The following is a 17,817-nucleotide window of genomic DNA, read 5'->3' on the forward strand; positions in this document are numbered from 1 at the left end:
GGTTTTTTCAATGAAACTACAGAAAAGATCACGTTCACGCTATGGGAATTCGTTCATTCGCTTGGTAAAGTTACGTTAACACATGAATTCGAAAGGGTGGCTTACGAATGAAACGACATTTCTGGCATAACGCCAAATTCAGGGAAAACCTTGCAGGCTACCTGTTCATTTTGCCCAACTTCTCAGGGTACCTTATCTTTATATTACTGCCGATCTTATTCAGTCTGTACCTCGTATTCGTGGATTGGGAATATCTCAAAGGGTTTGCGGGGATCGAATGGGTTGGATTAGATAATTTCAAAGCGCTGGGCAGTGATCCCAAATTCGTCAAAGCGCTCAAAAATAATATGGTCTTTACACTAGTCAGCGTTCCAGGCTCTATCATTATAGGACTCCTGTTTGCTGTCGTACTGAACAAGTATGTGTTTTTCAAGCAGACACTGCGAACACTGATCTTCCTGCCTTATGTCAGCTCGCTCGTCGCCGTATCCGTCATTTGGAGCATTATGTACCGTGCGTCCGATGGTCCGATCAACCAGTTGCTCAAGTCCGTTGGCATCGATCATCCACCAGGCTGGTTGTCGAGCCCAAATTCTGCTCTCTTCGCGATAATTATTATGCAGGTGTGGGTAACGATTGGGTACTCGATGGTCATTTACTTGGCCGGATTGCAAGGGATTTCCAAGGATTTGTACGAGGCTTCCGATATTGATGGAGCTTCGAAGATTCGTCAGTTTTTCCAAATTACCATTCCTATGCTCACGCCAACCACCTTTCTCGTTGCCATTACACTTATTATCGGCTCCTTCCAGATATTCGGCCCCGTCAACATTATGACACAGGGTGGCCCAATAGATTCGACGATGGTGTTATCCTATCACATTTATTTACTTGCTTTCCGATTCTACAAAATGGGCTATGCAGCTACCGTCTCTTGGGTGCTATTTGCCATCATCTTCGTCGTCACGATCATTCAATGGCAGAGCCAGAAACGTTGGCAGCAACACTTCTAATTGTAAAGGAGCAACCCCTATGGAAACTATCGCACCTCTTGAAGCTACACGAAAAACAACCATTACCACTATCAGAAGGGGCAGCTTCTGGCTTAAGATCCTCCTTACCATCATCTTGGGAGCGATCTCCATCGTTATGATTCTGCCCTTTCTATGGATGATCTCTACCTCTTTCAAAATAAATGGCGAAGTATTCAAATATCCGATCGATTGGATTCCGAATACATGGCATTTTGAGAATTACAAGAAAGTCTGGGCCGGCACAGATCCTTTCTATTTATTCTATTGGAATTCAATCAAAATTACGGGAATCACTGTTGCTGGTAACCTATTAACGAGTGCCATGGCTGGCTATGCTTTTGCCAAAATACGCTTCAAAGGCCGTAACTTCCTATTTTTGCTTTATTTATCAACGATGATGATTCCGGGCCAGGTTTTGCTTGTCCCTCGCTTCATCTTGTTCGATCAGCTGCAGCTGATCAATACACACGCTTCCATTATTTTACCAGGACTATTTACCGTATTCGGCACCTTCTTGATGCGCCAGTTCTTCATCAGCCTTCCGAACGAACTGCTGGAAGCAGGTCGTGTTGATGGATCGGGCTACTGGCGAACCTTCTGGCAAATTTGTTTGCCGTTGATCAAGCCTGCGTTAGTCACACTCTTGATTCTCTCTTTTACTTGGCATTGGAATGAATACGAGACCCCGCTCATTATGCTTCGAGAGAAAGACTTGTACACGATTCCATTAGGTTTAACGAGTTATGTTGAAGAGTTTGGTACGAATTATGTCCTCACCATGGCAGCTTCTGTTTCTGGGCTTGTTCCTCTGCTCATCGTCGTGGTTGTCTGTCAAAAATGGTTCGTAGAGGGAATTGCAAGCTCGGGATTGAAAGGCTAGCCTCACAAAAAGGAGGCCTCACCATGCTTTCCTTCAAAAAATGGTTTATGCTTTTCTTCACCGCTTTGCTTGTTCTAGGCGCTCTCCCTGCAAGTCGTGCGGAAGCGTCTAGCACAGCTGTTGTCCCCATTGCATGGAGCTCGTTCACAGCCGGCAATCCTACTGATGCCAATTCCTTACGGGTATTGGACACTTTACTGAACACGAACAAATATGCCTTAGGTACGTGGTGGACGAACAAAGGCTTTGCCGCACAAACCGGCAGCTATCTCACCTTCGGCGGTGTCGATGAGCCGAACATTAGACCTCCAGCCAGTGAAGCGTTAGCACTCGCAATTTCGCTAAAAACAGGTGCCTATAATGCCACAGAAACAGGTGTCACCCAAACGAATGCGATGGCGATTGCAACCAAGCTTACAGCCTCATTAGCCTACCAACACCGGATCAATACAACCTCAGGCTGGGGTAATGGTTGGCAGACGGCCTTCTGGGCTTATCTAGCCGGTACAGCTGGTTACCTACTGTGGGATGATCTCTCCGTGACCGACCGTGAATATGTCCGCAAAATGGTCGAATATGAAGCGAATCGTTTTAACAGCTACACAGTCCCTTATTATCGCAATGAAGCTGGCACGATTATCTCAGCAGGCGATACGAAGGCTGAAGAAAATGCCTGGAACTCCTCCTTACTTCAACTTGCAACCGCCATGATGCCCGATCACCCCAATTGGAATCTATGGATGAACAAAAACATTGAACTTATGATCTCCGCTTACTCTCGCCCATCCGATACGACAAGCACACGTGTCCTTCATGGCAAAACTGTAGCAGAGTGGCTGCATGGCTCTAATGCGAACGAAGATGGTACCGTTGTGAACCACAATATCATCCATCCCGATTATATGAATTCCATCACGCAACTGCTGAATGCTCCTCTTTTATACACACTAGCAGGTAAAAATACACCTGAGGCAGCACTCTTTAATGCTGATATTGTGTATGATTCACTGGTTGACCTTAATTTTGCAAATCCACCTTATGCCTCGCCTGGCGGAACGATCTATATCGACGGCAGTGCTGATGCCTACTATCCACAGGGGAATGACTGGGGAACGAAGCGTCGTATGCATTTTGCTTATATGGATGCTGCTGCCTCTGCCTTCGGATTCGATACGTTGGCCAGCCAGAAAGGTAACTACTGGGAGCCTTATCACGCCCAAATGGTACTAGATATGCAAAACCGTGCGGGGCATACCGATGGGCACACCTATGAGGCGTCATCGGAAGATACCTACGCAGGAAGAGAAGAATGGGTAGCGCAATTCGCAGGTCGAGACTATTTAACCAAATGGATCATAAAGCAAAATAAGTACGTCTTAACCAACGAAACCTATTCCGCTCCTGCTCCTGCTCCAGTCAATCCGTTTACCTATACCTTTGAAGATGGCACATCAACAGGCTGGACGCCGGTTAATGGCACATGGAATGTCGTCACGGATGGCAGCAAGGTGTACAAACAAACCTCCACTTCGGGGGAAGCTCTCGTCTTAGCAGGAGATACATCGGCATGGAGCAATTACAGCTATGAAGCTACCGTCAAATTGTATGACGCGATTGCCAACAATGCCACAGGTCTGGTCGGTCGTTATGCAGATAATAACAACTATTATTTGTTCAGGTTAACCACATCTGGCAAAGCACAGCTGTATAAGAAAGCAGGAGGAACCTTTACACTTCTACAGGAAGTGTCGATGTCCGTGACTACGAATACGTCGTATACACTCAAGCTTGTCATGGACGGCTCTTCCATATCCGGCTATGTCGGGGGTGTGTTAAAGGTATCTGCTACAGACAGCACGATTTCCGCTGGTAGAATCGGATTCCGAGCCTACAATCAGACGGCAAGTATGGATAATGTTGCTGTCGTGCAGAATCTGCCATTTGGAGATCAGTATGAAGATGGTGACGCTTATTCTTGGGTACCTATAAGCGGCATGTGGAACGTTGTCACCGACGGAACCAATGTATTGAAGCAAACCTCAACATCAGGTGAAGCCGTCACCGTTACTGGTAATGCGAGCTGGGCCAATTACACACTTCAAGCGAAGCTCAAGATGTATGACGCCCTCTCTTTCAATGCCAGCGGCATCATTGGCCGGTATGTGGATGACAACAACTATTACTTGTTTCGATTGATCACTGCTGGATCCGCTCAGCTGTACAAGAAATCAGGGGGAGCCTTTACCCTGCTCCAAGAAGTTCCGCTGACGGTGAATACGAACACTGCGTACACACTTAAGTTAGTCATGTCCGGCAGCTCGCTAACTGGTTATGTGAATGGTACACAGCTCGTCTCTGTAACTGACAGTACGTTCACTAATGGGAAGATTGGCTTCCGAACATATAAGCAAACAGCGAGCTTCGATGACATTGTGGTGAATTAAACTTTCATTCAAATATGAAAAGGCTATTGCTTGTAGAAATTCTACATGAAATAGCCTTGTTTTTTATTTCGGGTAATAAGAGAATCCCGGATATTTGACGACGGGCCACTTTTCTTTTCGCAGCGCATTCAACACCTCTGGTCCGACGTTCAAATTCGTATTAACCAGATCGCGTGGCGTAAGCGCCATCCATTGATTTAACGACACATCCTCAAACCGATCACTCTTGAACATCTCCAAAAACCATAAAGATTGCGTACCTGTATTCTGTATATAATGTCCTAATGCAAATGGCACATAACCAACATCACCAGCGCGATAATCGAATGTACGAGCGTTACCATCCCCAGCGAAAACGGTCATACGTCCCTGACCAGTGAGGTAGTACTGCCATTCATCGTTATTTGGATGCCAATGCAACTCTCTCATTCCGCCAGGTTCAATCTCAACAAGCGCCGCTGCAATATTTTTGGATATCGGAAAATTAGTAGAGTCTACGATTCTGACGCTGCCGCCTGGCGTTTTGATCGGAGGTTGCGCGAGCAGTCGATGCTTAAAACTAAGGGGAATCGTCCCATAAGGGGACTGTACCTTCTGGCTTTCGATTGGGCCAGGAACCTTGTCTTGATAGATATAGACTTGCTCTTTGGGAATGTTGTTAAAGGCACTCATGGGAACGCCAAAATTGGCGGAAAGTACATCCTTCGGTGTTCGTGAAAACCAATCGGAGATAGAAATTGTATTCAAATCAGAAAAGTTACCATCATCAAAAACAAGCAAGAATTCGCAATGCTCTAGTCCCTGGATGGAATGCGGAAGTCCTGGCGGGAAGTACCAAAGATCCCCTGGACCTACATCCGCTATAAAATTGCGACCCTCTTGGTCAATCGACGTGATTCGAGCTGAACCTACTATCATATAGGACCATTCGGCTTGTTGATGCCAATGTAACTCGCGAACACCACCAGGCGTCAAACTCATGTTAACACCAGCCAGCGTGGTTGCAATGGGTAATTCCCTAGCCGTAACTTCCCGTGACCAGCCTCCAAAATTCAATTTCATCGAAGTATCGGAAAATGAAAATTTCAAATTCGGCAGCAAGCCAGAATCCGTTATTGGAGGTACTAACATATTGGGGTTTTCCATATCCCTCATAACATCTCGAGGACCAGTATCTATCCCACCAGCTCCATCTGGCCGAATTGGCTGTGGCACATTGCCGTACACGCCCTGATTCCTATTCGGAGTATTCATCGACTGTCTCCTCTCCATTAAGGTGAGTTTACGTTGTATCTCATCCTAATTGATATATGAGACTAATTCTGCGTTCATAACTTTAGCATCAATTTCCCCTTATAGAAGTTCACATATTTTCCCTTGAAATTGGATTAATAAACCTGTGTAACCAATAAATAAATTGGCGCTTCTCAAACGGTTCCGCAGCAACCCCAAATTGATTCTCAGACTCTCCACAGTAGCTTCCTGAGGTCCTCTAACTACCGGTTCATTCATGGGTTCACTAATTTGTCTTGTTTCTAAAGTAAGCGCATTAAAGTCATGGCACGGTTGTTTGTTTTACATACAGCTATGGTCATGGTTTATGTCATTCTCATATTAGGATTGGCAAGCTTCAATTATCATCCAACTTATCTGCTGCCTGTCATGCCTTTTGGGGTTAAGCCCATCTTGCTCGGAGGGTATTTTTCCTATGGTTTTCCGTATGTTGAACTCTTTCTGTTCAGCATGATTCTTCCCTTTGTCTCCACAAACCAAAATAAACCACTGAGACGTGGTTTATTTGTAGCTCTTTCCATCAACGCTTTAAGCTTGATTACGGTCACACTATGCACAATTATGACGTATGGACCTATCGCTGGCGATCGCAAATATTCGATGTTTCAGTTAGCTCGAACCATTGAATTTTACGAATTATCGCTTTAAATTTGACCTTTACCCACTTGTTTAATTTACAGAATAGTACACATGTGAAAGGCGAAGCGTTCTGGGGCAACTTAATATCCGTTATACACCCCCTTTGGGGAACCTTGGGATATCTAGTGCCTGTTCTTATTGTGATCCTCATACATGTTGCGAAGCGGAAAAGTAAATCTCCTATCACCTCGAACGACTGATTCGCTCCGTTTCAAGTGCCTTCCTTACCCATAGACCCGTACCTCAACCACCTCCGCACACGGGCAGCCGTTCGTCGCTTCCACGACAAGTCGCAGCCGATCTGTGGCAATGGCCTCGTCTACCTGCAATTTTCTTGTTCGCTTCCGATTGTTTGTCACACGCTGCAGGACCATCCACGCCCCATCCACCCATGCTTCCAATCGGTAGTCCTTCACCAACTCCGGTCTGACTTCATCACTCGACCTGAACGCGTGAAGGTTAATTAAATCCTCATGGACATTATCATTAAAGGTTACTTGTAGATACCTCAGATTTTGAGCTTCGTCCCATTGAAGCTCAAGCCACTCTTCATTCGCTGGCGACATCGGCTCTGACATCCATTGATGTGGGGCGCCATACGGCCGCAGATAGCCATTCGTCACCTTTTCCGCTGAGAATGCTTTCGTCTCTGATGTGAGTCGGAAGCAGATTGGCTTGCGATCCACGCCATTTTTCATACTCCATTGAACGACCGGCTGATCCGGCTGATGATTCTCCAACTTCGGATCCACAATGGGGTTCGTTCCTCGTACAAAAGCAATCGCTCCCGTGTGCTGCTGATCGGAGTGATATACCACCACATGTTCATTGGCTTTGATAATGACGAAAGCATTCTGCGTCTCGTCTGGCTCCCAATCCAGTGGAAAGCTGATCCACTGCTGTTCCCCAGCATTCGCAGCTCTCTCGGTCTGCTGGATCAGCACCTTCGGTACGTAATTCTCCGCCCGGCCCGTATCCCACAGTTCCACTTGAAGCGTCGTTGCTTCACTCACATCAACCAGCAGCTCAAAGCCCTTCAGCTGTGGTTCCACAGGGAATAACACCGCCACATCGTCGATCAGCCGCCTTGGCTCCACGGCATGGGAAACACTCAGCTGTGTTAACGTAGAGGAAGCCTTCAACCTGGCCAGCCGTCCAAGATCGCGCTCATCCTCATTGCGAATACCAATCAACGCGGCATCTTGCCTTAGCAGCACCTGCTGGAGCTCCTTATTATGCTTCTGATACAGCTCACGCGGTGTTACTTGTTTCTGAACACAGAGCGCCGCCCCCGTACCTGCGGCTTCCCCAATCACAGCGCAAGTCGCCATGACGCGTGTCGTGCCGAAGGCCACATGGGATGCGCTTATATTACGCCCTGCCATGAGCATGTTGGATACATTGACGGAGTATAAGCTGCGAAACGGAATATGATAGATGCCATCCGCATGCAAATGCTTCGAACCGCTCTCCGTTGAATACATCCCTTGCGGCGGGTGTAGATCAATGGACCAACCGCCGAAGGCGACGGTGTCCTCGAACCTCGTCTGAGCCAGAATGTCATTCTGGTTCAGCATGTAATCCCCGATGAAACGGCGATATTCTCTTTTGCCTGGTAAAGCCCCTACCCATTCTAGCGTCATATTCGCTGAATCAAATTGACCTGAATTTTTGATATAATCCCAAATCCCATAAATAACCGACCATAATTCGTCCCGAATACGCTCGTTCTCATGTACAGTATCTAGCTCGCCGCCCCACTCAATCCACCAATAATGACAGCCCGAATCGCCGCTACGAATCACCCGTTTGATGGGGATCGAGGTCGTTGTGATGTCTTTGGCGAAGCTAGGCGGATGGTATTTAACCGGGTGGCCCACGTCCTTGGTATAAAATAAAATTGTACTCCCGAGTGTAATGTCATCTGCGATCTCTGGCGCCCACTCCTCCTGAAACTCTTCTCGTGCTTCACGGCCGATACGAAATTTAGCTCCTGCCAAGAATCCTATTAGGCCATCCCCCGTACAATCTAGAAACACTTCGCTCTCGAATCGAATTCGCCGCTCCGAACCCATCATCCATCCCGTAACCGAGCGAATGATTCGATTATTCTCATCCCCATCCGCTTCCACCTCATGCACATCGGTGTTAAGGAATAACTGTATATTCGCTTCAGCGCGTACGGCTTCTAGCACGATGAGATCCCACAGATACGGATTTCCATCAGGATTCTGGTACTGATTCTCTACAAACAGCTCTCCCATAATGCCTGTTTCACGTGCGTAGCGATTAATACCATGCGCCGTTGCACCACAAACCCACACACGGACCTCACTTGACGAATTCCCCCCGAGTACGGGCCGATTTTGAATTAGTGCCACCGTCTGACCTAATCTCGCAGCAGCTATGGCTGCACACACGCCTGAAAGTCCGCCACCGATGACTGTAATATCTTTTTTTACCCATTCTTCTCTCATTGGATAGCCTCCATAATATTTGATATTACCTTTATTTTATAGGATTGACAGCGCTTTAAACCATGCACGCTTTTAGCAATAACTTATACAAAATTTCATTAACAAGACTTTCTTCTACCAAGCGAATCCACTATGATGAAAGTAGGTATACCATACCCATGATGATTCGGAATGAGAGAGGATAGGTAAGCGCGATGCAACTTCAAGATGCCGATCAGACACAACCAAAGTTGCTCAGTCACATGTATTGGAGGGAGAAAACAGCCTTTCAGCTTCAGGAGGATTCGAATGAATTCTGGGTGCTGTTTGCCGTAGAGAATGGGAGCTTCTCCTACCAGATTCAAGATCACGAGGGGACTGCTGCATTCGGAGATCTAGTGCTATGTCCACCGGGGGTTACTTTTCGAAGAGAAGTCATTCAGCCCTTATCTTTTCACGTCATGTTGCTGCAATGGTGTGATCCGTCAGGACATCCCTTAGCCATGGAAACGCATATCCCCTCAGGGAAAATTTCCATCCAAGATCTCAATCGACTGTCATCTAACTATGCCTACTTGAAAAAATGGTTCCAACATGAAGGAAACGTTGCTTCCTCCCTGCGCCAACATGTAGTTACTGACCTATGGATGTTGGTTGTGGAAGAAGCTTATTCAGCAAGCCCAGAAGCCTTATCTCCTTGGACAGCAGGGATTACGAACAATAAGGATGCCCTCATTTCTGGGGCAACTCAACGTCTGCATGAACTAGCGTCATCCACCTGCATCATGAAAGACATCGCCATGGAACTTGGATTGACACAGGTGCAGTTTACCCGCCGATTCAAAAAATCGACCGGCATGCTGCCGATCGATTACTTAACCACGTTACGTCTGCAGAAGGTACAGCAGCTCTTGCTGGATAGTGAGATGACCTTGCAGCAGATCGCTGGGCAATGCGGCTTTGAGAACGAATTTTATTTGAGCCGTGTATTCAAAAAACGCATGCATGTGACACCGTCTTCCTATCGCAAGCTTCATCGCCTATGAACGGACGTCATAGACCAACACGTGTAACTATACGAGTAGAACACAAGTTTAGTATGATACTAGCATCACAAATGAAGACACTATATTTTGTCTCCTAACTGTTCTACGCTCTTAATAATTTTGTGAAAGGTGGCTCTCTCTATGAACATTCTCATCTTTGGAGCAACGGGGATGGTTGGACAAAGCGTATTACGTGAATGTTTGCTCGATCCACAGGTTAACAACGTCGTTTCGATCGGTCGAAGCGCTACACATCAGACGCAATCAAAATTCCATGAGCATGTCCTCAAGGATATCACCGATCTATCCCCATTAACGGATGAGCTTTCAAGTATCGATGCTTGTTTCTTCTGCCTCGGCGTTTCATCTGTAGGTATGAGCGAAGAGAAGTATCATGCGATCACCTACGATCTGACCATGAATATTGCGAACACCCTAGTCAAAATCCAGCCCAAGATGACCTTTGTCTATGTGACCGGTGCGAGCACCGATAGCACAGAGCAAGGCAGCAGCATGTGGGCACGTGTCAAAGGCAAAACGGAAAATGCGCTCCTCAAACTGCCGTTCAAGTCAGCCTTCATGTTCCGTCCTGGCGCGATTCTGCCGAAGAATGGCGTCAAATCCAAAACCAAACTATACCAGACCTTCATTGTCATCTTGCGCCCAATTTTTCCTCTCCTACAGAAATGGTTTCCAAATGCCGTTATTGACTCCGAGCAAATTGGTCGTGCCATGATCGCCGTCGCGCGAGACGGATATCCGAAAGCGATTCTGGAGAGCACCGATATTCGTGAGGCGTCGGGGAAATAGCCGAGGTGCTAGGTGCTAGCGCGTTATCTACTTGATGAGTTGTGTGCAAGATGTGGATCAGTCTCTAAGGTTTGCATAACCACCAACTAGATAGATTCAATTTGAATTAGATGGATTTTATGTCGTTAATTTCGCCGAAAGCGGCTGCTTTTGGGCAATAGCTGTATTTCCTACAGTTAATTTCTCCCATTGCACGCCGCATAGATACAACCTGCTGAATTAACTGTATGTTCTACAGTTAATCGGGGAAATAGCGGAAAAGCGCTAAAATTAACTGTATGTTTTACAGTTAAACGTTGGAGGAGGGTATTACTGTTCAGCGATCGGACACCGACTTGAGGCAATTAGCCTACCCTAGAACACAGAAGAGCCTCCCATTCCGGGAGGCTCTTCTCGTTCATTTAGGTCACTTCCGTGGCCAATCTATCACAACGAGGCAATTGCACAACGTGCGGTCCAGCACTGTACCCTTGCTCCCCATCTTAGTAGGCTATATCGTACACACTTCCGCGTCCAAGCTAGGATACAACCCGTCGCCGTCCATGAGCATCGCCGCGGCAGGAATGAAGCTCCAGCCTGCAGGTTGGAACCTTTACCATACGTCGACCATCAGGGGAGCCTCACCAAATCTGTATATGTTTCATAGCTTTCTGAGTTCCTAACTGTTCGCGCCTCTAGCTTCTTCTCGGGAGGACTGATATTTTGCAGGCACATGTAGGCGATCACAAGAATAAGCATCGGCAATGATAACGATCCTTCTTGGTTTGATACATCTCCGGAAATAACGAACCTGTGTTAAGTCCAATGAACGAGTAGATCAAATCGAAGAAGAACGTGTGAAAAAGTAAATTAACAACATCGTCGTGCTGCCCGAAGGAGGATTAAAGAGGAAGAAGAATAGCACACCAAACGGTAGACTTCCAAACAAAATATACGGAATACGTCTGCCGAAGCGTGTTTTCGTACGATTACTCACATACCCAGCAGCCAAATTGAACAAGGCATTCAGGATACCGTAAATGATCATTTCGATGGAAATCGAAGTGCCGGAAACATTCAACACCGTAACGTAATAAAAAATAGCAATGGCGCTAAACGCTTGCCATAAGATGCTAAGTCCAATTTGATTCGAGCTGTAGGCGAGTTTTTTTTTGATAATGAAATCATTGGACTTGCCTCCTTCGTCATATGTAGCTGTTAGCTGTATAGTGCGGATGGAAAGAAGTGCAGTTGGTGGGACGTAAGTAATTTAAAAGCTTCCGCATATCCTTTGGCATCGGGGTCTTGCTTCAACTTGGAGTACAATTGAACACCTTGATAGTCAAAATACCCCTTAACCAAGGGCCAATTAACGTTGTCAAATTGGCTCTTATGGGCAAGGATGGACGCGATTTTCGTTTCCCAATGGGCCGATACATCAATGAAGGTGTTCGGATGAGACGTCGCATAGAACGCGATTTGCGGGACATCATGTGGTTTGGATCCAGGGAATAGGATCTCATTTGACGAGAAGAGCATGGCCGAAGCTACAGCTTTCCCAGTCTTGATATGGTCCGGATGAGCCTCATATGGCATCCAAGGATCTACGGTCATCAGCAAATCCGGCTTCTCTTCGCGGATAATCGGAATCAACTTGGCTAGCAGTTCCTCTTCGGTATAACTGCCCATGTCCGGGTAATCAAGCGCAATATGCTTGGTCACACCCAAAATATCCCCAGCGGCCAACCGCTCTGCACGGCGAATCGCTGCGATCGCTTCTGGTTCTACCTCGCCAGTTGAACCACAGCCACTTCCATCCGTAACGGTAATGTAAACGATTTCACAACCGCGCTTTGCAAGTTCATATAAAGTTCCTGCCGCCCCAACTTCATTGTCATCAGGGTGAGGTTGAACACATGCGACTTTTTTGACATCTAACAACTCAGGAAGACCTAAAATTCGTCTAATATCCATGTGACATCCCTCCAATATGTCACATTTTATCATATAAGGCGGAGAAATGTCGAAAATGTTCCCTCGTGAAATCAGGGATTTCCTTTATACTTATTTGCAAGAGGCGAAGAACGTCCCTGTCCATTTTTCATGAGTGGAACAGGGGCGTTTTTCTCATTTTAAAGGAGGGAAAGCTCATATGAATTTCGAGGAAATGCATGCTGTATGGATTCAAAACCATCTTGACCGCAGAACCAGAGAACGCAGAGGCCGCTTAGAACGTGGGCATCAGGAGGCGGAAAAACTATTCTGTCAGAGAGTCTGGTGGGACCTCCGAGGAAATTTCGATGAGTTACACCCAGAATTCGAAGTATTGGATTGGCGTGGACGTTCGTATTTCTGCGACTTCGCCTGGCTGACGAGATTTGTGAAATTGATCATCGAGGTCAAAGGATACGGCCCGCACGTGCGAGACATGGACAGGCAGAAATACTGCAATGAGCTGAACAGGGAAACCTTTTTGACAGCGATGGGGTATCAGGTGATTTCATTTTCATATGATGACGTCGCGAATCGCCCTGACCTATGCATCACGCTGCTTCGCATGTTGATTAGTCGATTTCAGGCTATCACATCACCTGTCAGTCTAGACAATGTGATGGAACGGGAAATTATTAGGCTTGCTTATACGCTCGCTGGGCCACTCCGTCCAATTGATGTTCGAACACATCTAGATATCAACTACCGCTCAACCGTTCGAGTGCTCCAATCACTCTGCGACAAAGGTTGGTTCATCCCGCACAAAGGAGCTGAAGGCAAACATGTGCTTCGTTATGAGTTAGTAAAAAGGGATCATATACGCATGATGTAGTGTGTTAAGTGGGGATTGGTGGTGGGGAAGAGTGGATAGCTGGTCTGTGGCGGGTGGAGTGTAGTGGATGGCGAAGTGCGGTAGCTGGTCTGTAGTATGAGGAGTCCGGTGCTTGTCTGTGGCGGGTGGAGTGTAGTGGATGGCGAGCACATGTGGAGTAAGCTGGCGAATTGCTCTCTCTTTCTCCACTTTCTCTCCCACCTCACTCTCTCAAAAATGCAATTATACAACCTTTTTCACTAATTTATGGTCGAAATTGGCAAATGCGTGCAAATAGGCAACCTTTTTCACGAATTTCAAGAGAATCTCCTCAAATCACACCAAATTGATGCCTTTTTGCATCAATTTCCAATTTCGGAGAGGAAACCTATTCCAAAAGTGCTCTTTTGCATTGTTGACTGCGCAAGATGAGTTGAGGACTTGAAGACTTGCACTCAGGCATTCCCTTCGCGCCCTCTACTACCCGCAACTTCACATAATTTCTCTCCTTGCCAATTGACATTAAATTTCAGGGATGATATAAAGTTAGTGTATAGCACTCACAGCGTGCGAGTGCTAATTATATAATCCTTGCTACATATCGAAAGGAGATCTATCCGTGGAAAAGAAACAGTTTCAAGCCGAATCCAAGCGTCTTTTGGAAATGATGATCAATTCGATTTACACACAACGTGAAATCTTTCTAAGAGAGCTTATCTCCAACTCCAGCGATGCGATTGACAAAATTTACTACAAGGCACTTACAGACGACTCGCTCGTTTTTGACAAAGATAGCTACTTCATCAAAATTACAGCCGATAAAGACAATCGCATCTTAACGATTCGCGATACAGGTATCGGGATGACGAAAGAAGATCTTGAGAACAACTTGGGGATTATCGCGAAGAGCGGATCTCTTGCTTTCAAGAAAGAGAACGAAGCTAAAGATGGCCACAACATTATTGGCCAATTCGGGGTAGGCTTCTACTCCGCGTTCATGGTCGCTGATCACATCGCAGTAACGAGTAAAGCCCTTGGCAGCGACACAGCTTATAAATGGGAATCCGATGGCGCAGACGGGTACACGATTGCACCAGCCGAGAAGGATTCAATTGGTACGGAGATTGTTCTTTCCATTAAAGCGAATACCGAAGATGATAACTACGACGAATACTTGGACGAGTACCGCTTGAAAGCGATCATCAAGAAATATTCAGATTTCATCCGTTATCCTATTAAAATGGACATCACGGGCAAGCGACTCAAAGAAGGCAGCGAGAGTGAATTCGAGGACTATCAAGAAGAGCAGCACGTGAACAGCATGGTGCCAATCTGGCGCAAAAACAAAAGCGAACTTACTCCTGAAGATTACGAGAAGTTCTACCATGAGAAACACTACGGCTTCGACAAGCCGCTTAAGCATATTCATGTGAGTGCAGATGGCGCGGTAGTCTACCAAGCGATCCTCTTTATCCCTGAAAACATGCCTTATGACTACTATTCCAAAGAATACGAGAAAGGCCTCGAGCTTTACGCAAACGGCGTTCTCATTATGAATAAATGTGCGGACCTGCTTCCTGACTATTTCAGCTTCGTCAAAGGGATGGTTGATTCCGAAAGTTTATCACTTAACATCTCCCGTGAGATGCTGCAGCACGATCGTCAGCTTAAATTAATTGCGAAGAATATCTCTAGCAAAATCAAAGGCTCTCTTCAAAGCCTCCTGAAGGACGAGAGAGAGAAATATGAGCAATTCTACAAGTCCTTCGGCAGACAGCTTAAATTCGGTGTTTACAGCGACTACGGCACGCATAAGGAGCTTTTGCAGGATCTTTTAATGTTCTCTTCCTCCAAGGAGAAACAGCTTGTTACGTTGGACGAGTATGTAGCTAGAATGCCAGAAGATCAGAAGTACATTTACTATGCTTCCGGTGAGTCGATGGAAAGAATCGATAAGCTTCCGCAAACGGAGCTTGTAACTGACAAAGGCTATGAGATTTTATACTTCACAGATGATATTGATGAGTTCGCAATCAAAATGATTATGACCTACAAAGAGAAGGAATTCAGATCGGTTTCAAGCGGGGATCTTGGTATTGATGTAGAGGATAACGCCAACGATTCTGAGTCTGATAAAAAAGAAAATCAAGATCTATTCGACTACATGAATGGCTTATTGGCTGGTAAAGTGACAAGCGTTAAAGCTTCCAAGCGTCTAAGAAAGCATCCGGTATGCTTATCTACAGATGGTGATGTCACCATCGAAATGGAAAAAATCTTGAACGCGATGCCAAACAATCCGAATGTTAAGGCAGAGAAAGTATTAGAAATCAACGTCAATCATGACGTGTTCGCTTCCTTGAAGGATGCTTTTGAAAAGGATAAAGAGAAATTGAACCTGTATACAGCACTCTTGTACAATCAGGCTCTTCTTATCGAAGGTCTGCCGCTGCAGGATCCAGTTGAATTCACGAACGATATTTGTAAAATCATGGTGTAATACCATGCATTAGGCACTGCAACTTCCATGTTGCGGTGCTTTTTTACATTTAGGAAGGATCCGAAGGAGCAGTTGGCTCATCTAGCACATAAGCGTGAATAGCCTCTGGACGATTATAGACATAAGCGAGTAAACGAGCTTGATCCAGACCAAGCGCCTCCGCCACCTTAACAATATCCAATTCATGAATAATTTTACTAGACTTTGGGCTATTGACGGACATATGCTTCAACCATCCTTCGAATTAATGTAATTAATAGCACGTTAAACCTAACCTGTGATATAGTTTTCATATAAGACGTTATCGGTATGATAAGGGCAAAACCGCTGAAAAGTGGTGACGCAAAGCTAAAGGGACTAAATTGGCAATCCTGTCTAGTGTCCAATATGTCAGCCAGCTACCGCCTCCATCCGATAATGGCAGTACGACAAAGGAGGAATCAGCTTCATGAATAAAATGGTAATTGACGGCAACATGAGCATAGACGTAAAGCATTTAATCGATAACTTGCATCTCCCTGATGATGATATTTTGGACATGTTCTCCTTTTCATTCAGCGGCAACCTATTAACATCTGATGAAGCCGTCCGATTTATTCATTTTCTGCGAAGTGAATTGGACAAACGCACTCAATAACCGAATTATGCCTTATCGCTCTCAAAAATACAGTCGGTTGATGTCATGAGAATAATTTTTTTTCAAAAGCTCATGAGAGCGCGTCGTTATTGACTTTTCTCCGATGAAGCAACAAAAGACAGCGCATCTGCCGCTGTCTTTTGTTTATTTTTTGTCACATTTCGAAAAAAAACAAATCAATTCGTGTCACCCTCAAATTTTCCCAAGCAAACTAGCTGTCTCTAACATATCATATAACAAATACTAGAATAGGATATGTTCACTTCCTGAAAGGAGGACAACCATGAGCGAACACTTGATTACCCTCCACTTGACAGCGACTAGTGTAGTTACAGGAAGTATTACAACAACGACGACCACGACCCTTACCCCGTCTGTCAAACGATTCACAGCTAATGTGGTATTAGGGAACATTCTCGGAGGCGTGACAACGATTCTTTCCTCAAGCTTTAGAGACGATACAGGCGCTAACCTGCCTGCCAATAGCCTTACGGTTCCTGGAAGCAATGGGTATTACAACGTATTTGTAAATGGTGCCCTTCTCTTAGGCTACTTGACGACTTTATCAACTGCCAGTTTAGTCATTAATACTGGACTCACGATTGGCGTCACTGTCAATTTAGAAACATTATCATTCACAGCCGCCTCTTCCTCCACATCAACTACGAACAATCTGGTAGTCACAACAACGATTCATACGAATTAGCTCAAAAACAAATAAAGCCGCGTCATCTCATGAAATCATTCATGAGATGACGCGGCTTTTACTTAGAAGCATGCAGTTGCTGCTTTTTTGTCTCGAAGCAGCCCGACATCATGCTTTCCCAATATTTGCGTTAACTCCTTCAAAAACATGTTAATGTCCTTGAACTGCCTATATACAGAGGCGAAGCGAATGTAGGCCACTTCATCGACGGGGTACAATTGCTCCATCACAATTTCACCAATGCCAAGGCTATCGACTTCAGCATGTGCCGTCGTACGAAGCTGCATTTCGACTTCGGAGACAAGCATTTCTAGCCGCTCCATGGAAACAGGTCTTTTTTCACAAGCACGAATTAAGCCTCGTAAAATTTTCTCTCGACTAAATTCTTCCCGACTTCCATCTTTTTTAATCACAATTAAAGGTGTTTCTTCTACCATTTCGAAAGTTGTGAATCTTCGCGCGCATTTCTCGCATTCACGGCGCCGACGAATGGATTTATTCTCATTGGCAGACCTGGAATCAAGCACTTTCGTACCAGAATGGTCACAGAACGGGCATTTCATTCGCTTTCATCTCCTTTCTCACTTGAG

At 45.7% G+C, this 17,817-nt stretch carries 16 protein-coding genes, 1 pseudogene and 1 riboswitch; of the genes and pseudogenes, 10 read left to right on the forward strand and 7 right to left on the reverse strand.

Going from position 1 to position 17,817, the window contains the following annotated elements; all coding sequences use genetic code 11:
- Window positions 1-107: 107 nt before the first annotated feature.
- Genes L6I86_RS07135 through L6I86_RS07145 form a run of 3 tightly spaced genes read left to right on the forward strand, consistent with a single transcriptional unit; the run spans window position 108 to window position 4,358 of the window.
- The gene (locus tag L6I86_RS07135; protein ID WP_236285881.1) at window positions 108-1,013 is read left to right on the forward strand and encodes a carbohydrate ABC transporter permease; all 906 of its coding nucleotides are present in this window, start codon (window positions 108-110) and stop codon (window positions 1,011-1,013) included.
- Window positions 1,014-1,032: 19 nt separating this feature from the next.
- Window positions 1,033-1,914, forward strand: a complete 882-nt coding sequence (locus L6I86_RS07140; protein ID WP_236285882.1) for a carbohydrate ABC transporter permease — start codon at window positions 1,033-1,035, stop codon at window positions 1,912-1,914.
- 23 nt (window positions 1,915-1,937) lie between these two features.
- Window positions 1,938-4,358 (forward strand): 3-keto-alpha-glucoside-1,2-lyase-like domain-containing protein, encoded by a 2,421-nt coding sequence (locus L6I86_RS07145; RefSeq protein WP_236285883.1) that lies wholly within the window; start codon window positions 1,938-1,940, stop codon window positions 4,356-4,358.
- A gap of 63 nt (window positions 4,359-4,421) precedes the next feature.
- Here the strand turns inward: L6I86_RS07145 and L6I86_RS07150 are convergent, their stop codons facing one another.
- On the reverse strand, window positions 4,422-5,612 hold the full coding sequence (locus L6I86_RS07150) for an oxalate decarboxylase family bicupin (protein ID WP_236285884.1): 1,191 nt from the start codon (window positions 5,610-5,612) through the stop codon (window positions 4,422-4,424).
- 99 nt (window positions 5,613-5,711) lie between these two features.
- Window positions 5,712-5,891 (reverse strand): annotated as a pseudogene (locus tag L6I86_RS07155) (spore germination protein); the annotation flags it as partial.
- A gap of 24 nt (window positions 5,892-5,915) precedes the next feature.
- Between L6I86_RS07155 and L6I86_RS07160 the strand changes: the two are divergent.
- Window positions 5,916-6,299 (forward strand): GerAB/ArcD/ProY family transporter, encoded by a 384-nt coding sequence (locus L6I86_RS07160; RefSeq protein ID WP_236285886.1) that lies wholly within the window; start codon window positions 5,916-5,918, stop codon window positions 6,297-6,299.
- Window positions 6,300-6,514: 215 nt separating this feature from the next.
- On the opposite strand, the gene L6I86_RS07165 is transcribed toward L6I86_RS07160, so the two are convergent.
- Window positions 6,515-8,767, reverse strand: coding sequence for an FAD-dependent oxidoreductase (locus tag L6I86_RS07165; protein ID WP_236285887.1), 2,253 nt, complete (start codon window positions 8,765-8,767; stop codon window positions 6,515-6,517).
- Between the two features lie 194 nt (window positions 8,768-8,961).
- On the opposite strand from L6I86_RS07165, the gene L6I86_RS07170 reads away from it, so the two are divergent.
- Both L6I86_RS07170 and L6I86_RS07175 read left to right on the forward strand, forming a co-directional pair.
- Window positions 8,962-9,792, forward strand: a complete 831-nt coding sequence (locus L6I86_RS07170) for a helix-turn-helix domain-containing protein (RefSeq protein ID WP_236285888.1) — start codon at window positions 8,962-8,964, stop codon at window positions 9,790-9,792.
- A gap of 141 nt (window positions 9,793-9,933) precedes the next feature.
- Window positions 9,934-10,602 carry an NAD-dependent epimerase/dehydratase family protein gene (locus L6I86_RS07175; protein ID WP_236285889.1) on the forward strand — a complete coding sequence of 223 codons (669 nt, stop codon included), beginning with the start codon at window positions 9,934-9,936 and terminating at the stop codon, window positions 10,600-10,602.
- A gap of 817 nt (window positions 10,603-11,419) precedes the next feature.
- Here the strand turns inward: L6I86_RS07175 and L6I86_RS07180 are convergent.
- Together L6I86_RS07180 and L6I86_RS07185 are read right to left on the reverse strand one after the other, a co-directional pair.
- The gene (locus L6I86_RS07180) at window positions 11,420-11,851 is read right to left on the reverse strand and encodes an MFS transporter (RefSeq protein ID WP_338113372.1); all 432 of its coding nucleotides are present in this window, start codon (window positions 11,849-11,851) and stop codon (window positions 11,420-11,422) included.
- The gene (locus tag L6I86_RS07185; protein WP_236285890.1) at window positions 11,800-12,555 is read right to left on the reverse strand and encodes a PIG-L deacetylase family protein; all 756 of its coding nucleotides are present in this window, start codon (window positions 12,553-12,555) and stop codon (window positions 11,800-11,802) included. The genes L6I86_RS07180 and L6I86_RS07185 overlap by 52 nt, the downstream gene beginning before the upstream one ends.
- A 178-nt stretch (window positions 12,556-12,733) precedes the next feature.
- On the opposite strand from L6I86_RS07185, the gene L6I86_RS07190 reads away from it, so the two are divergent.
- Window positions 12,734-13,405 carry a DUF559 domain-containing protein gene (locus tag L6I86_RS07190; RefSeq protein ID WP_236285891.1) on the forward strand — a complete coding sequence of 224 codons (672 nt, stop codon included), beginning with the start codon at window positions 12,734-12,736 and terminating at the stop codon, window positions 13,403-13,405.
- 598 nt (window positions 13,406-14,003) lie between these two features.
- Entirely contained in the window at window positions 14,004-15,884 is a 1,881-nt protein-coding gene (gene htpG, locus L6I86_RS07195) for a molecular chaperone HtpG (RefSeq protein WP_236285892.1), read from the forward strand.
- A 49-nt stretch (window positions 15,885-15,933) separates the two neighbouring features.
- Here the strand turns inward: htpG and L6I86_RS07200 are convergent, their stop codons facing one another.
- The gene (locus L6I86_RS07200; RefSeq protein WP_236285893.1) at window positions 15,934-16,107 is read right to left on the reverse strand and encodes a hypothetical protein; all 174 of its coding nucleotides are present in this window, start codon (window positions 16,105-16,107) and stop codon (window positions 15,934-15,936) included.
- Between the two features lie 84 nt (window positions 16,108-16,191).
- Window positions 16,192-16,290: riboswitch (cyclic di-GMP riboswitch) on the forward strand.
- Between the two features lie 42 nt (window positions 16,291-16,332).
- On the opposite strand from L6I86_RS07200, the gene L6I86_RS07205 reads away from it, so the two are divergent.
- Window positions 16,333-16,521: a hypothetical protein gene (locus L6I86_RS07205; protein WP_236285894.1), complete on the forward strand. Its 189-nt coding sequence runs from the start codon at window positions 16,333-16,335 to the stop codon at window positions 16,519-16,521.
- A gap of 283 nt (window positions 16,522-16,804) precedes the next feature.
- Entirely contained in the window at window positions 16,805-17,227 is a 423-nt protein-coding gene (locus L6I86_RS07210; RefSeq protein WP_236285895.1) for a DUF4183 domain-containing protein, read from the forward strand.
- 62 nt (window positions 17,228-17,289) lie between these two features.
- Here the strand turns inward: L6I86_RS07210 and nrdR are convergent, their stop codons facing one another.
- Entirely contained in the window at window positions 17,290-17,790 is a 501-nt protein-coding gene (nrdR, locus tag L6I86_RS07215) for a transcriptional regulator NrdR (RefSeq protein ID WP_236285896.1), read from the reverse strand.
- Between the last annotated feature and the right edge of the window lie 27 nt (window positions 17,791-17,817).

The sequence above is a fragment of the Paenibacillus allorhizoplanae genome (genome assembly GCF_927798215.1).
GTDB classification, from domain to species: Bacteria; Bacillota; Bacilli; order Paenibacillales; family NBRC-103111; genus Paenibacillus_E; species Paenibacillus_E allorhizoplanae.

Excerpts from the sequence above, each read along its gene's own strand:
- L6I86_RS07135 (WP_236285881.1), top strand. The coding sequence starts at position 108 with ATGAAACGACATTTCTGGCATAACGCCAAATTCAGGGAAAACCTTGCA.
- L6I86_RS07140 (WP_236285882.1), top strand. The coding sequence starts at position 1,033 with ATGGAAACTATCGCACCTCTTGAAGCTACACGAAAAACAACCATTACC.
- L6I86_RS07145 (WP_236285883.1), top strand. The coding sequence starts at position 1,938 with ATGCTTTCCTTCAAAAAATGGTTTATGCTTTTCTTCACCGCTTTGCTT.
- L6I86_RS07150 (WP_236285884.1), bottom strand. The coding sequence starts at position 5,612 with ATGAATACTCCGAATAGGAATCAGGGCGTGTACGGCAATGTGCCACAG.
- L6I86_RS07160 (WP_236285886.1), top strand. The coding sequence starts at position 5,916 with ATGGCACGGTTGTTTGTTTTACATACAGCTATGGTCATGGTTTATGTC.
- L6I86_RS07165 (WP_236285887.1), bottom strand. The coding sequence starts at position 8,767 with ATGAGAGAAGAATGGGTAAAAAAAGATATTACAGTCATCGGTGGCGGA.
- L6I86_RS07170 (WP_236285888.1), top strand. The coding sequence starts at position 8,962 with ATGCAACTTCAAGATGCCGATCAGACACAACCAAAGTTGCTCAGTCAC.
- L6I86_RS07175 (WP_236285889.1), top strand. The coding sequence starts at position 9,934 with ATGAACATTCTCATCTTTGGAGCAACGGGGATGGTTGGACAAAGCGTA.
- L6I86_RS07185 (WP_236285890.1), bottom strand. The coding sequence starts at position 12,555 with ATGGATATTAGACGAATTTTAGGTCTTCCTGAGTTGTTAGATGTCAAA.
- L6I86_RS07190 (WP_236285891.1), top strand. The coding sequence starts at position 12,734 with ATGAATTTCGAGGAAATGCATGCTGTATGGATTCAAAACCATCTTGAC.
- L6I86_RS07200 (WP_236285893.1), bottom strand. The coding sequence starts at position 16,107 with ATGTCCGTCAATAGCCCAAAGTCTAGTAAAATTATTCATGAATTGGAT.
- L6I86_RS07205 (WP_236285894.1), top strand. The coding sequence starts at position 16,333 with ATGAATAAAATGGTAATTGACGGCAACATGAGCATAGACGTAAAGCAT.
- L6I86_RS07210 (WP_236285895.1), top strand. The coding sequence starts at position 16,805 with ATGAGCGAACACTTGATTACCCTCCACTTGACAGCGACTAGTGTAGTT.
- nrdR (WP_236285896.1), bottom strand. The coding sequence starts at position 17,790 with ATGAAATGCCCGTTCTGTGACCATTCTGGTACGAAAGTGCTTGATTCC.